General features: G+C 34.9%; 17 protein-coding genes and 1 other RNA gene. 7 read left to right on the forward strand and 11 right to left on the reverse strand.

Features of this window, described 5'->3' with window-relative positions:
- From ACFO3L_RS01015 to rimM, 3 genes are all read right to left on the reverse strand, one after another.
- Window positions 1-717: IS30 family transposase (locus ACFO3L_RS01015; protein ID WP_379962953.1), on the reverse strand; the 717-nt coding region annotated here is incomplete at its 3' end.
- A 106-nt stretch (window positions 718-823) separates the two neighbouring features.
- Window positions 824-1,567, reverse strand: a complete 744-nt coding sequence (gene trmD, locus ACFO3L_RS01020) for a tRNA (guanosine(37)-N1)-methyltransferase TrmD (protein ID WP_379962955.1) — start codon at window positions 1,565-1,567, stop codon at window positions 824-826.
- Window positions 1,557-2,081, reverse strand: a complete 525-nt coding sequence (gene rimM / locus ACFO3L_RS01025; protein WP_379962957.1) for a ribosome maturation factor RimM — start codon at window positions 2,079-2,081, stop codon at window positions 1,557-1,559. Before rimM ends, trmD begins: the two co-directional genes overlap by 11 nt.
- Window positions 2,082-2,223: 142 nt before the next feature.
- Here rimM and ACFO3L_RS01030 point away from each other — a divergent pair, with 142 nt between their 5' ends.
- Window positions 2,224-2,658: a universal stress protein gene (locus tag ACFO3L_RS01030; RefSeq protein ID WP_379962959.1), complete on the forward strand. Its 435-nt coding sequence runs from the start codon at window positions 2,224-2,226 to the stop codon at window positions 2,656-2,658.
- Between the two features lie 152 nt (window positions 2,659-2,810).
- On the opposite strand, the gene ACFO3L_RS01035 is transcribed toward ACFO3L_RS01030, so the two are convergent.
- Window positions 2,811-4,073, reverse strand: a complete 1,263-nt coding sequence (locus ACFO3L_RS01035) for a murein hydrolase activator EnvC family protein (RefSeq protein WP_379962961.1) — start codon at window positions 4,071-4,073, stop codon at window positions 2,811-2,813.
- 165 nt (window positions 4,074-4,238) lie between these two features.
- Between ACFO3L_RS01035 and ACFO3L_RS01040 the strand changes: the two genes are divergently transcribed.
- A complete protein-coding gene (locus tag ACFO3L_RS01040; protein ID WP_379962963.1) occupies window positions 4,239-4,712 on the forward strand; it encodes a GAF domain-containing protein in 474 nt (157 codons plus the stop codon).
- Between the two features lie 113 nt (window positions 4,713-4,825).
- Window positions 4,826-5,188, forward strand: a transfer-messenger RNA (tmRNA) gene (gene ssrA / locus ACFO3L_RS01045).
- Between the two features lie 95 nt (window positions 5,189-5,283).
- Here ssrA and ACFO3L_RS01050 read toward each other — a convergent pair.
- The 5 genes from ACFO3L_RS01050 to rpsP form a co-directional block, all read right to left on the reverse strand.
- Window positions 5,284-6,735 (reverse strand): helix-turn-helix domain-containing protein, encoded by a 1,452-nt coding sequence (locus ACFO3L_RS01050; protein WP_379962965.1) that lies wholly within the window; start codon window positions 6,733-6,735, stop codon window positions 5,284-5,286.
- A 220-nt stretch (window positions 6,736-6,955) separates the two neighbouring features.
- Window positions 6,956-8,008, reverse strand: coding sequence for an acyltransferase family protein (locus tag ACFO3L_RS01055; protein WP_379962967.1), 1,053 nt, complete (start codon window positions 8,006-8,008; stop codon window positions 6,956-6,958).
- A 25-nt stretch (window positions 8,009-8,033) separates the two neighbouring features.
- Window positions 8,034-8,285, reverse strand: a complete 252-nt coding sequence (locus tag ACFO3L_RS01060) for a hypothetical protein (RefSeq protein ID WP_379962969.1) — start codon at window positions 8,283-8,285, stop codon at window positions 8,034-8,036.
- Window positions 8,286-8,445: 160 nt separating this feature from the next.
- Entirely contained in the window at window positions 8,446-8,691 is a 246-nt protein-coding gene (locus ACFO3L_RS01065; RefSeq protein ID WP_379962971.1) for a KH domain-containing protein, read from the reverse strand.
- An 11-nt stretch (window positions 8,692-8,702) separates the two neighbouring features.
- Complete coding sequence (gene rpsP / locus ACFO3L_RS01070) at window positions 8,703-8,978, reverse strand: 30S ribosomal protein S16 (protein WP_379962973.1); 276 nt, start codon at window positions 8,976-8,978, stop codon at window positions 8,703-8,705.
- A 184-nt stretch (window positions 8,979-9,162) separates the two neighbouring features.
- Here rpsP and ACFO3L_RS01075 point away from each other — a divergent pair, with 184 nt between their 5' ends.
- A complete protein-coding gene (locus ACFO3L_RS01075; protein WP_379962975.1) occupies window positions 9,163-9,717 on the forward strand; it encodes an NADPH-dependent FMN reductase in 555 nt (184 codons plus the stop codon).
- 145 nt (window positions 9,718-9,862) lie between these two features.
- Here the strand turns inward: ACFO3L_RS01075 and ACFO3L_RS01080 are convergent, their stop codons facing one another.
- Window positions 9,863-10,888, reverse strand: coding sequence for a glycoside hydrolase family 18 protein (locus tag ACFO3L_RS01080; RefSeq protein ID WP_379962977.1), 1,026 nt, complete (start codon window positions 10,886-10,888; stop codon window positions 9,863-9,865).
- A gap of 176 nt (window positions 10,889-11,064) precedes the next feature.
- Here ACFO3L_RS01080 and ACFO3L_RS01085 point away from each other — a divergent pair, with 176 nt between their 5' ends.
- From ACFO3L_RS01085 to ACFO3L_RS01095, 3 genes are read left to right on the forward strand one after another with little or no spacing between them, the layout of a single operon-like run.
- The gene (locus ACFO3L_RS01085) at window positions 11,065-11,451 is read left to right on the forward strand and encodes a GntR family transcriptional regulator (protein ID WP_379962979.1); all 387 of its coding nucleotides are present in this window, start codon (window positions 11,065-11,067) and stop codon (window positions 11,449-11,451) included.
- Entirely contained in the window at window positions 11,448-12,329 is an 882-nt protein-coding gene (locus ACFO3L_RS01090) for an ATP-binding cassette domain-containing protein (RefSeq protein ID WP_379962981.1), read from the forward strand. The genes ACFO3L_RS01085 and ACFO3L_RS01090 overlap by 4 nt, the downstream gene beginning before the upstream one ends.
- A 3-nt stretch (window positions 12,330-12,332) precedes the next feature.
- On the forward strand, window positions 12,333-13,565 hold the full coding sequence (locus tag ACFO3L_RS01095; protein WP_379962983.1) for a hypothetical protein: 1,233 nt from the start codon (window positions 12,333-12,335) through the stop codon (window positions 13,563-13,565).
- Between the two features lie 43 nt (window positions 13,566-13,608).
- On the opposite strand, the gene ACFO3L_RS01100 is transcribed toward ACFO3L_RS01095, so the two are convergent.
- Window positions 13,609-13,806 (reverse strand): CsbD family protein, encoded by a 198-nt coding sequence (locus tag ACFO3L_RS01100; protein ID WP_379962985.1) that lies wholly within the window; start codon window positions 13,804-13,806, stop codon window positions 13,609-13,611.
- Window positions 13,807-14,003 lie beyond the last annotated feature (197 nt).

Raw genomic sequence — 14,003 nt, forward strand, 5'->3', positions numbered from 1 at the left:
CACTGTGGCACCTTTTCCCCAAACTTTCTTCGTTAGACAGTAGCGGGTTTTCCGTTCAACCATAGTGATGATGACAGGCTCATTTTTTATTTTCTTGCCTAATACTAAATCGACTTCCCAATGCCCAAAATCTTCTCTAGAGAGTATTTCTGGATCGCGTTCTTCGATACTGCGACCTAAGTGCTTAGCGTTATGACCTTTCGGTTCCGAAACGTTTTTCTTGCGTGGCCGCATCCGGGTCTTCATAGGTAAATCGATATTACGGATTGGGAGTACGGCAGCATTGATTAAGGCGTAAACTGTTTTCGTGCATGGTACGCGTTCGTCAGGGTGCGATTTTCTGTAAGAGTGTACAAAAGTATCCACACTATGAATCCGTAACCCCTTCATGGGTGCTAGATTTTCAGGTAAGGCAGCAAGGAAAGCTGCAGAATATTTATGATGATTCCGCGCATGCGAGTTCTCACGATTTTCTTTGTAAACCCGAGCGCCTGAGGCGGCAATATACTGCTCGTAATAATTGTGTTGATAGTCAAGTTGGCGCCTTCTGCCGCGTTTCAATTCACGAGAAACAGTCGATTGGCTGACTCCTAATTCACGCGCCATCTCCGCTTGTTTATAGGTGCCGATTTTAGCCATCTGTTCCAGCTTTCCCCGTTGAATATCAGTAAGGTGTGTGAAGGTGCGGTTTTCTATGATACAATTATTATTAGTCATGTAGATACCCCTTATACTTTTGGTTTGGTCGCTAACAAGTATATCGTATCTACATGATTTTTTCGTTTATTTCCTTATGCATTTCATTTTACAATTTACCAAAATCTTACTGTTCGCTTGCTTCCTGTTTTATTTCTTCAAGCATTTTAAGCATTTCGGCGGTTAACTCGATTTTTTCCAACATATCTGGTCGACGTAAATATGTCCGTCTTAATGATTCTTTTAACTGCCATTCAGCAATTAATTTATGATTGCCATTCATTAACACTGCAGGTACTTCCATCTCTTTAAAGACTGCAGGCCGAGTATACTGCGGATGTTCCAGTAAACCCGTTGAATGTGAGTCGGTTTGAGCCGATACATTGTTTCCCAGTACTTCAGGCAACAAACGAACGGTTGCATCAATCATGACCATTGCTCCAAGTTCGCCACCCGTTAAGACATAATCGCCTAAAGATACTTCATCGGTAACGAAACTTCGAATACGTTCATCATAACCTTCGTAATGGCCACAAATAAATACTAAGTGTTCTTCTTTAGAAAATTCTTCCGCCATCGTTTGGTCGAAACGTTTACCTGCTGGATCAAGCAACACAATTCGTTTTTTGGTTCCTGGTGATGTTTCAGCAATCTTTTGTAAATTATCATAGACCGGTTGAACTTTAAGTAACATCCCCGCGCCACCACCATATGGATAGTCATCTACGGCCTGATGTTTATTATCGGAAAAATCACGGAAATTTGAAACGTTTAATTCCAACAAGTTTTTTTCACGCGCTTTGCCAATAATCGACTCCCCCATTGGACCATCAAACATTCGTGGAAATAACGTCAACACATCAATTTTCATCGTCAATCAATCCTTCTGGAATTTCAACATGAATTTCTTCGGCATCTAAATCAACCTTTTTCACAACGGATTCAATGTAAGGGATTAATAAATCTTTCTTCCCTTTACGCTGAATAATCCAAACATCGTTAGCACCCGTCTGAATAATCTCTTTTATTTTACCTAGCAAGATGCCATTTTCGTCAAAAACAGGTAAGCCCATAATTTCATAATAATAAAATTCATTTTCTTCTAAATCCGTCAAATCATCTTCGGACACTTTTAAAATCCCATCACGCAAAGGCTCAACATCATTAATATTCGGGTACCCTTCAAATGTCAATAAATCAAAGTTTTTATGCTTACGATGGCTTGTAATGGTTAATTCTAATGGCTTCACACCTTGTTTAAATAACGTTAATTTTGCGCCTTTTTTATAACGCTCTTCAGGAAAATCGGTTTGAGAAATAACGCGTACTTCTCCACGAATTCCATGTGTGTTTACAATTTTTCCAACATTTAAATATTCAGTCACAATTTTTCCTCATTTCTTTTCAATTCTTGTTTATTTTATCATGCTTGACCTTGGAATACTAGTTTGGTAATAAACAGGTAATTATTTTTCTATTTAAGAAAAGAATGTTATAATTTAAGCACAGAAAGGAGGCGCTTACAATATGTTAACAGAATATAAGAAAATTTTAGTTGCGCTAGACGGATCGAAACAATCAGAAAAGGCTCTTTTAGAATCGATTGAAATCGCTAAGAGAAACGAGGCAGCCATTTATTTAGTTTGGGTGATTAATGACTTAGAGTTAACAACAAGTGCATATTCTTTTGCCAAGCTCTTAAATGAAGAAGAAGCATTTGTGAAAGACTTTATGACAAAAAAAGTGGCCGAACTAAACGAAGCAGGTATTACTGATATTCAAACAATTGTTGAAATTGGCTCTCCGAAACGAAAAATATCAGTTGATTTACCTAAGGAACATGGAATTGATTTAATTATTATGGGCTCAACCGGCAAAGGGGCAATCACACAAGCACTCGTTGGATCAACAACAGCTTATGTGGTCAACCATGCCCCCTGCAATGTCATGGTCGTTAAATAATAAATGCAAAAAAACAAAAAGACTACCAATCAATTGAGTACCGACCCCTAAAAGTTAGAGTAATAAATCTAGCTTTCGGGGGTTGGTACTTTGGTGGTCTTTTTTGATACAAAAAACCTTTTCGTTCGTAAACGAAAAGGTTTTTCATTTGATTAGATTCCTAATAACGGGCCTGGATCCATGAAGCCTGACCATATACCTGTTGCAATAGCAAAGTGTAAGTGAACACCTGTTGAACTACCTGTTGTTCCCATACCACCGACTGTTGTTCCTTGGCCGACACTTTGACCGGCAGAAACAGCAAAACTACTTAAATGCATGTAATACGTATAATAACCATCACCATGATCAATAATCACGTGGTTTCCGGCACTTGGATCATAACTTGCTTGGACAACTGTTCCAGCTTTTGAAGCAAAGATTGGTGTCCCAGATGAGCCGACCATATCAATCCCATTATGTAATTCTGAAGCACCTGACCCAAATGGATCTGTACGCCATGAAAAACGACTAGAAACAGAGACATTACTTACCGGCATGCCCCAACCACTTGATGCTGGAGGTGTTGGTGTTGCTGGTTGTTGCGGCTGTTCTTCGACAGTTGCGTTAGAATTATCATAACTTGCTTTCGCTTGGGCTTGAGCTGCGGCACGTGCCGCTTCTTCTTTTTCATAAGCTTGTTGCGCTGCTGATGCGCGAGCTTTTTCCTCAGCAATAGCTTTTAGCTCTGCTTCACGGCGTTTGATTGCTTCTTCTTTTTGCTTCTCGAATTTTTGCTTTTGTTTCTTTTCAGTCGCAATCATTGCTTGCAATTCATTAATTGCTACTTGTTGATCTAAACGAGTCGCTGTTAGGCTCTCTTCTTTTTCAGCTAAGACTTTTGCTTGTACCTCGATTGTCGTTAGGCGTTGCTTAGCTTCTTCTAAAAGTTTTTCTAATTGTTCTTGATCTTCTTTTTGCTTTTCAATGATTTCATTGTTGGCATTCACAATTGTTGTGACTGCCATCGCACGACCTAACGCTTCATTTAAAGAATCAGCCGTTAAAACAGCTTCAATAATGCTGCTGCTTGATTGATTCACTTGTACATTACGTGCTTGTTCTTCTAATTGTTTGTTACGTTTTTCAATTGCCACTTTTAAGTCAGCAATTTCTAAATTAATTTCATTTAATCGCTCTTCTTCTTTGACTTTCTTTGCAGCTGTTTCTGCAATTTCTGTCTCGATTCGAGTAATTTGGTTCTCTAAAGCTGTTAATGTATTTTGAGCGACTTGTTGTTCGCTTTCTAAATTTGTAATTTTTTCTGTTTGTTCTTGAATCTTAGTGTCATATTCGTCTGCTTGTACAGTTAAAACTGGACCAATTAATAAGGCTGAACTTAACGCTAGAATGGTTAGTTTCTTAATATTTAACATAGTAACCTCGCAATATTATTTTTTTCACAATACCCATTATACATAAATTAGAATAAATATGCGGATTTATTTGAAAAAGTAAGATAAAATTGATAGATTTAACATAACTGAAATATACCTGTTTTATTTGATATATTTTAATTTTACTAAAAAGGGGATTATTCGATGGTTAATCAACATGACAAAAAAGAAAAATACGAACTGCTACTTTTACAACAACAAGGACTAATCGAAGGTGAAAATCACTGGTTAGCAACCTTAAGTAATTCTTCCGCTTTACTCAATGAAAGCTTACCTGACACGGTCTTTGCCGGTTATTATTTATTTGATGAGGGAGAACTGATTCTGGGACCTTTCCAAGGTCGTGTTTCGTGCACACGTATTCATCTAGGTAAGGGCGTATGCGGTGAATCTGCTGAAAAACAAGAAACATTAATTGTCTCCGATGTAACAAATCATGCGAATTATATTTCATGTGACGCAGCTGCCATGTCTGAAATTGTAGTACCAATGGTCAAAAACGGGAAACTTATTGGCGTATTAGATATTGATAGTAGCCAAGTTGGAACCTATGATGAAATTGATCAACGCTACTTAGAAAAATATGTGGAACTCATTTTAACTGTTTGTCCGTATTAAATTTTTAGGATTATATTAATAACGGAAGCACTTTGACCTTCTTTGATTAAAAATCTTTGCATCAAATACAAACTATGTTATAATTCTTATCAGTGACAAAGCCTTTTTAATAAGGGGGCGTTACGGATTCGACAGGCATAGTTTGAGCCTGAATTGCGCTTCGTAGGTTACGTCTACGTAAAAACGTTACAGTTAATATAACTGCAAACAACAATAACACTTACGCTTTAGCTGCCTAAAAACAGTTAACGTAGATCCTCCTGTCATCGCCCATGTGCCAGATCAGGGTCCTAACTTAGTGGGATACACAATTTTTCTTCCGTCTGTAGAAAATTGAAGAGCTTATCAGACTAGCAAGAAAACCGGCCTGTCATTCGGCAGATTTTTGAGCGAAATTCGAATAGAACTGACTATGAGCGTAGACTTTTAGGTAGCGATATGTTTGGACGCGGGTTCAACTCCCGCCGCCTCCATTAAGATATTTTGGAGAATTAAAAGATGCAAGAAACGTTGATTTTACACGTTTCTTGCATCTTTTATTTTTATTATTTTCTCGATTAATTCTTCAAATCTACATCAATTTAGTCATCTCTAATCCAAATTCACAGTGTGTTTTTCGCCATTGATAGACATATTTTTCTAGAAAACATAAGTCCTGGCTAGATAAAACTGGCCGAATAACTAGGACTTCTTTATCGTTCGGAATGACTCCTTCCGCAAATTCTTCCGTTGTTAAAATGAGTTCTGCTGCTTGAAAATCATCGGTAAAATTTAAATTAATTTTATTTGAAAAATTATTTTTCAGTTGGCGCTTCATATGATTAGCGGCCTCACTGGTTAGAGTTGTCATTAAATGGACCGAAACATTCATCGCCATTTGTTTTGGAGACACAAAACGTAAGCACAGTTCTAAACTTTTTCTTCTAAAAAATTCCTCATGTTCTTTATCTATATTTACGGACACTTCTGAGAAGAAATACTCAAATTTTTTCATAAAAGAAGGATAGCGATCATAAATTTCTCGATAATTAATTGGTGAAAAAATACTCGTTAACTCTGGATTAATCAAATGAAATTTTTCTAAAATGGCGCACTTTTGGAAGGTTAAACGTGTCCAAATTTGTTCTTCCATCACTAATGGCTCAAAATATTTTTCGTAACACGCCATCCAAACTTTGGCCAAATCAGAATAATGGTTATTATGTATCTTTTCGAAATTCATGAAAAAAGTTAAATTTAAAATATCAAGCGCATATAAACACATCAAAAAGAAATACCACTCCTCTAATGTCATTTCAGTTGATGCATGTTTTTCAATGATTGAATCATTAAAATAGACTGCTAAATACATTGTCTCCAGTTCGTAACCTTGTCTGTTTGACTCTTCACAAACAAATAGCCAAAGCGCAATAATTTCAATTAAGATGGGATTTTCAGAGATATACAGTACCGAACAAATTTTTTGAGCTTTAACTATGTTGTTGTCATTATTAATCCATGGAATATTCGAATAGGAACGGTGGACATGATAAAAAAATAAAAAAAAGACAGAACGAATACTCGACTCTTTTCCAACAATTTTAATGTTTGTTCCTATCGTAATACGTAAATCATACATCTCAATTGATTGATTGACTCTTTTAATAATCCGCTTTAAATTCGATAAACTAATTTCCAACTTATCGCATAAGACGAGTGTTACAACCTGTCGATGTTGTAGCAATATTTTAAATATTTTATACACAGAAGATTCCACTAACAATTCTTCTAAAATACGATTAAAATTCGTATTATATCGATAGAGTCTAATACCAAAACGCTTATTTACTTTTAGGGACATCTCCGTTGCTTCATATTTTTCTGTTAAGACAATTTCTAATTCTTTGATATACTTTAAGATTGTTTGACTTGTGATATTACCAATTTCAGCCGCAATTTCCTGACTAGAAACAAAATCTGTCTGTCGATCTAGATAATATAAGATTTCTTTTTTTAATTGTGCTTCTTTTGAAAAACCAAACATCAGCTCACCTCTTATTCACAATCAACGATAGACCATTCGAACCAACATCTGGCTAACAATTTATCGAAATCGAAAATTATTTAAAAAATAATCATTATTTTTAATCTCACTTAACCTCTTTCACTCTATTCTATATTTTTATATCAGGTTAATCAACCTATCTACAGAGTATTTTAGGTTGATTAAAAAAAAAAAGAAACAATCTAGGTCTCTGAGTCAGTTACCCTAAACGGTTTCGATTGCATATGAGTGTGCGCCATCTTAGTAGGATTTGTTCTTGCTTATCTTGTAAGAATAATAAACATAAAGCCATTAAATGAGTCCCAATCAAAGTGATAATTAAACTTACCCAAGCATAAGAATACGGCTCTATGCTTTGGTGTAAATTAGTTAATCGTAAACCTTCAATAAACATCGGATGAATGAAAAAGTATAACACACTTAATTTTTTTAATTGATGCAAGTCTCGATTAAATAAAATCCGGGTTCGCATACTCCAATTAAATAAGAAAAATGTCGTTGGAATTAGCCCAATTAAAAAATTCTTATCTACCCCTGGATTCTTAAATATAAACCAGGCCTCAAAACATAAAATTAAGAAAGAAAGACTTATTTTTCGAGCTTGATGCCGTGTCAAAAACGGATGATTACGATAATCGTATAATAAATAACCTAAACACACAAAAACAGGCGTAAAAAACAGACCGTTACGCGTCGTAAAAAAGATTCGAGCATAACTTTCATAACTAGTAGTCAACCAAGTATTTACAAAGTAACCTTGATACGTTTCAATGCTTCCTACTAAAAACAAACTAAAGGCCAACAATGTAATCATTAGTAAATTGACATGCTTATTGAACTTATTAATAAAAAAAGAGCCAAATAAAAATGCTGGTAAATACCACAGATGGTAACACATACCAATATAAAGTAAAGCAGCGACTGCACCTAGCGGTAATAGCGCTTTCGAAAAACCTAATGAAGAAAAATACATCCAGCCGTATGGAATATAAATTAGACTCCAGATTAAATAGGTTTTAATATACTTTTTCGTATATTTTTGTTGGAATTCTTTTTTTTGTTCGGTTTTCCAACGGACAAAAAAAGCAGATGCAATAATAAAAAACGGGACAGCTAAGCGACTAATAATGTTTTTTTGAATAAAGTTCCATTCATCACTTGGAAAAATCCTTTGATTATGAAACGCGATAATTAGCACGGCAAAAGTAAACTGCAACAAGCTAACCATATTAAAATTGATTTTTCGCGTCAATTCCCCAACCCCAGTCTTCACTCGTTTAAATCCATTGACTCAACCATTCAATAAGACTTTGCCAGACCTTTTCAATAAAATCAAAAAAACCTGAAAACCAACTTTCTAAATGAAATGTCTGACTCAATTGATTTAACTGATCTAAAATATCATATTTAAAATACCAAATACCAAAAATAAGTAGCCCAAAAACAAACAGACGAATAAAAAATGAGCTAGCTTTAATAATAATTCGAATTAAAATAATTGCAATGAGTAAAATAATAAGTAATTCCATTGATTCTCTCCTTCTATCGTATTTTAATCATTTTATCAAACGCGTCTTACTCCCACATGGTCCTTAAGACTGATTCTAGAAAACCATTCGCTGACATTTGATCACATCTACAAAAAAGGATAAAAAAAAGACGAAACAAAAAGTTTGCTTCGTCGTATCACTACTTACCATCGAGGATATTTAGGCGAACCTTCTTTGGTCCTTCCGTACGCACACCGTAAACAATTGTGCGAATGGCTTTCGCTACTCGTCCTTGTTTTCCAATGATACGGCCAATATCTTCCGGCGCAACTGTTAAGTTGTATTCATAGAAATCTTCTGACTCGACCACTTCAAGTAAAACTTGCTCTGGGTTGGTCACGAGTGGACGAACGATTGTCAAGACTAACTCTTTTAAATCTTTCATGCCAATTCTCCTTATTTCTTAGTGAATTTTGCTTCGTGGTGTTTTTTCATAACGCCTTCTTTAGAAAGGATGTTACGAACTGTATCAGAAGGTTGCGCACCTTTTGATAACCAATCTAGTACTAGATCTTCTTTAATTGTTACTTGAGCTGGATCTGATACAGGATTGTATGTACCTACTGTTTCGATGAAACGTCCATCACGAGGAGAACGAGAATCAGCTACAACAATACGGTAGAAAGGGTTTCTTTTAGAACCCATGCGTTTTAAACGAATTTTTACTGCCATTATACTTACACCTCCATTGGTCTTTAATCACAAGAACTAATATAACAGAAATTCAAACGGGTGTAAAGAGTTTTTTCTTTACACCTCGAATTTTTTTTAAAATAAATATCTCTAAGCATCTTACTTGAAACTATCTCGAATTCGTACTATTATAAATTTATCAACTAGAGGAGGAATTTATAACATGTCTAAAAAAATTGGTTTTATCGTAGGAAGTTTACGTAAGGATTCTTATAACAAGAAAGTAGCAGAAACTTTCGAAAAATTATTCCCTGAAAATATTGAAATTGGTTATTTAGAAATTGCTAATTTACCATTTTATAATGAAGATATCGATGTGGAAGGAAATACTGTTCAAGCCTATACAGATTTCCGTAAAGATGCTGCTACATATGATGGTTTCGTATTCTTTACACCAGAATATAACCGTTCAGTACCAGCTGTAATCAAAAATGCAATTGATGTTGGTTCTCGCCCATACGGACAAAGCATTTGGGATGGCAAACCTGCATTAATCGTTTCAACATCAATGGGTGCAATTGCTGGATTTGGTGCGAACCACCACTTACGTCAATCCCTTACATTTATCAATATGCCTACCTTACAACAACCTGAAGCATATATCGGAAGCGTACAAAACTTAATCGATGAAGATGGGAACTTCCAAGAAGCAACAATGGGCTTCTTCCAATCAATCGTTGACGCTTATGTCGACTTCTTTACAAAATTAACTAAATAATTAACTTCAAGACAAGTCGTGATTAATCAGGACTTGTCTTTTTATTGCAACATTAAAAACCAAAAAGTCATTTTTTTATCAAATAACTTTATTAACGAATAACAAAACGGAATGTGACTTTTGTCGCATCCCGTTTTATTATTTATTATAGTTGATCAGTTGCTGCTTTTAACAACACTCCTGATAAATCAAGTGAATGTTCCCAATACATTAAGCCACGTAAATGGTGTTCTTTGATATAATTCATTTTTTCAGCCATTGATCGTTCATTATCATAAGAAATGAACTGCTCACCATCAAAGTAATAAGGTGCTTTTGCCTCTTCATCCCAAAAAATCGCTTCCGGTTTAGCCGCTAAAATATCTTTTAATTGATTATAGTCGTATGTCCGATTACCAAAACTTCCTGTTTCAACACCGACTGGCTCTTTCGTACCCGTTGGAAAATCAGTCCAATAACGACAATAAAAGGCTGCTCCAATCACAATTTTTTGTGGGTCGACCCCTTTGGCTAATAAATGATTAACCGATTCTTCCGCACTTAAATTCCCTTCTCTTTTTGAATAAGAAAGTAAATTTGTATGATGTCCCGCCACCTGCGTAAAACTACCACGCATATCATACGTCATCACATTTACAAAATCTAGGAAATCAATGTAACGGTACTCACCGTCTGGACTCATGGTTTCTAATAACTCCTCTGCCGCACCAATTGCAGCCGTTAACAAGTAGGTTTGTCCGGTGTCTTTTGACAATTCATCAAGGGATGCACGGATTTCTTCAACAAAATATAAATAGTTTTGGGCATCATCTTTCGAAGCAGTAATTCCGGCAACGTCCATTCCTGGATATTCCCAATCTAAATCAATCCCATCAAAATCATATTTTTTCATATAATTAACCAAATTTTTGATTAGCACTTCACGATTTTCTTTTGTTGCAACACCTTCTGAAAAACCGCCTGCACTCCAACCGCCAATACTAATACACGTTTGTAAATGAGGATGCTCGGTTTTTAATTCATTAATAATAGAAATCTTCTTTAAATCTCGAACAATTTCTAAACCAACAATATTAGCGAAGGCATAATTAATGATTGTTAGTTGCTCCGCCGGAATATCTTCTTTTGTCCACTCACGATTGTTATCTAAATAAGCAATTACTTCTGTCATTCCTACACCTCAAGTTCTTATTTCTTATAGCATAATGAAAGTCGAAAGCGCAAACAATGGAGTTTTTATCTTTTTTCAAAAAAAGCTTGCACTTTTCTAGTGTACTAGGTATATTAGTACACATAAAGTGTAACATATGAACTAGTACATTTGAACGGTGTATGGAAGGAGATATTATGGTTACGATTGATAAGCAAAGCAGTCGGCCGTATTACGAACAACTCGTCCTTGGGATTAAAGGGGATATTTTACAAGGAATTTTAGAACCTGGTGATAAAATACCTTCTGTTCGCGAAATGGCCAAAGAATTATTGATGAACCCTAACACCATTAGTAAAGCCTACAAAATTTTAGAAATGGAACAGGTTTTAGTAACGGTTAAAGGCAAAGGAACATTTGTCAAACAAATAGAAAGCGGGCCTAGAGATTTGAGACGTATTCAAGAATTACAAGAGCAGTTCAATGAATTAATTATTGAAGCAAAACATTTACAAGTCACTGAAAAAGAAATCATGCAGTGGTTAAGAGAAGCAGAATCGAAGTTGGGAGGGCATGAAGTATGAAACTAACAAACATGGGGAAAGTAATTGATCAAAAAGAGATTTTGAAGAGTATTGATTTTTCCTTAAATCAACATGAGATTGTTGGACTAATCGGTCGTAATGGTTCCGGTAAAACAACCCTTTTTCGAACAATTAGTGGTCAATACACTCCTGATTCCGGAAAAATTACTATTGATGGTATTGATTTAGCAATTGATCCAACGAGACGTGCGGAAATATTTTATATTGATGAGAAAGAAAATTTTCTAAGTTTTTACTCATTGAAAAAAATTAATCAGTTTTATTTAAATATGTATCCTAAATTTAATCAAAATCTATTTTTAGATTTATTGAATCAGCACCAGTTAGGTTTAAATTTTTCTTATCGTCGGATGTCAAAAGGAATGCAAGGTCTTTTCCAAATGATTTTAGCGATTAGCTCCAACGCAACTTACCTATTATTAGATGAACCTTTCGATGGTTTAGATGTGATTGTTCGTAAACAAGTCATCGGCCTATTACTAGAAAATATAAGCGAAACGAATCGCACGGTTTTAATTGCTTCGCATAATTTAAATGAATTAGAAGGCATGATTGATCGAGCGTTAGTCCTAAAAGGCCATCAAATTACACAAGATTATCAGTTAGAAACACTGCGCCAACATGCTCGTAAGATTCAATTCGTCTTCAAAAGCAAAAAAGTGCCAGATATTGTTAAAAAACATTCAAAAGTGATTCAAATGCAAGGTCGAGTCATTACGGCACTTTTTGAAAATTTTGACGCTGAATTAGAAGCTCAAATTCGAGCGTTTGAACCTGTTTTATTTGAAGAATTACCGATTAGTTTAGAAGACTTATTTGAAGCAAACTTAAGTCAAGAAACAATTTTGGGGGATTAAACGATGCATACAAATTTAAAAAAGATTTTTCATACACGTTATAAAGCCATTTTACTACTTATCACTTTTGGTCTATTCGCGGTATATATGACTAGTGGAATTTCAATTGTTGATGGATGGAATAATCAAAGAGAGTGGCTTTATTCAAAAAATTTTAAAAAAGATTTTGAAGATTCTACCCCTGGTTATACTAAAGGTTATGATGAGTCGGGCAAGGAAATTGCCTATCAGGATATTGAAGAATATCGGCTAGAAGAGCTCACACTCTTTCATAATGATTTCTACACTACAGAGACAATAACTTCTGATACACCCTTCACACCCAGTACGAAATATCAAGCGGGACAGGTATACTGGAATCGTTACGATCATTCCTATATTTCAATGATTCCTATTTTCATCTTTTTACTCGGGTTTGGTCTATTCTTTATCGATTTAAAAACGAATTTTAACACCTTACTCTTTTCGCTACCATTTACAAAAAAACAAATTTTTCGTGGAAAACTCTTGTATTGGGCCATTCCATTAATGTTGGCTATTGGACTTGGAAGTATTTTTAATCAATTAATCGTCTACTTAATGATTCCGGCTCCTTATGTGAATGCAACACTCGGACAAATGCTCTATGCTGGACTGAGTCACTGGATTTTTACTCTTTTAGCTTTTTTAATCGGCTCATTCCTTGGAGTCTTACTCGGCAACCTAGTAACGGGGCCATTAATGATTGTTGCTGGTTTAATTTCATTGGAGCCAAGTAATCAATTCCTAAATAATTTAAGTAATCTCTTTAAATTTTTAAAACTTGATTCTATCAATATATTTTTCTCTCAACTGTTTGGTGATTTTTCAGCTATGGCTATCTCCTCGTTAGGTAAAACAGGTAGTACGCTACCGACACTTATCGTCTTCTTGTTAGTGACTGGGATTGCCTTCTTATTAGCCGAAAAAATTTATCAAAATATTTCTTTAGAAAATAATGGCAAAGTACTGACCGTTCCACGTTATCGCAAACGATTTTTCGTTATTCTTGCGATTTTTACAACGCTCTATTTCACTTTTGGTGGCGTAAATCTTGCTTTTTACTATGATTATTACGACAAACTTCCTTTCTTAGAACTTATTTTCTTACCAGTAACTTGTATCATCAGCAGTTTCGTTTTAACTTATTACGATGAGATTTTTAAATTTTGGAATAAACGCTATTTAGCGCGGATGGCAAAAAATATTAGTAAATAAGTAAAAAGCAGTTACCCTTTCATTTGGGCAACTGCTTTTTCATTTATTTTTTCTCTTCTTTATCTTTTTTATCGAATAAATCATTGACCTTTTCACTTGCATCATCAACTAAATGATCAACTTTTTCTTTAATTTTCCCGTATTCTTGTTTTAATTTACCTTTTAACTCTTCGGATTCATCGCCAGTTACTTTACCTTTTAATTCTGTTGCTTTGCCTTTTAATTCGTCTTTGTTTGTCATTAGCTATTCCTCCTTTATACATTACATGATAACGCTTTCTATCTAAAAAGAAAAGTATTTTGACTTTTGAAAAAAAGCTCTGTTTTGCTACGATTTCTCGCGTGACAAAACAGAGTCTTGGATTAATTAGGTTGTATAATATTTGGTGTTGATGGAAAAATCTCATAGAGATTTTCTTTCAGCACTTTTTTTAATTT

It is taken from the genome of Enterococcus eurekensis (assembly GCF_042654605.1).
Lineage (GTDB): Bacteria > Bacillota > Bacilli > Lactobacillales > Enterococcaceae > Enterococcus_I > Enterococcus_I eurekensis.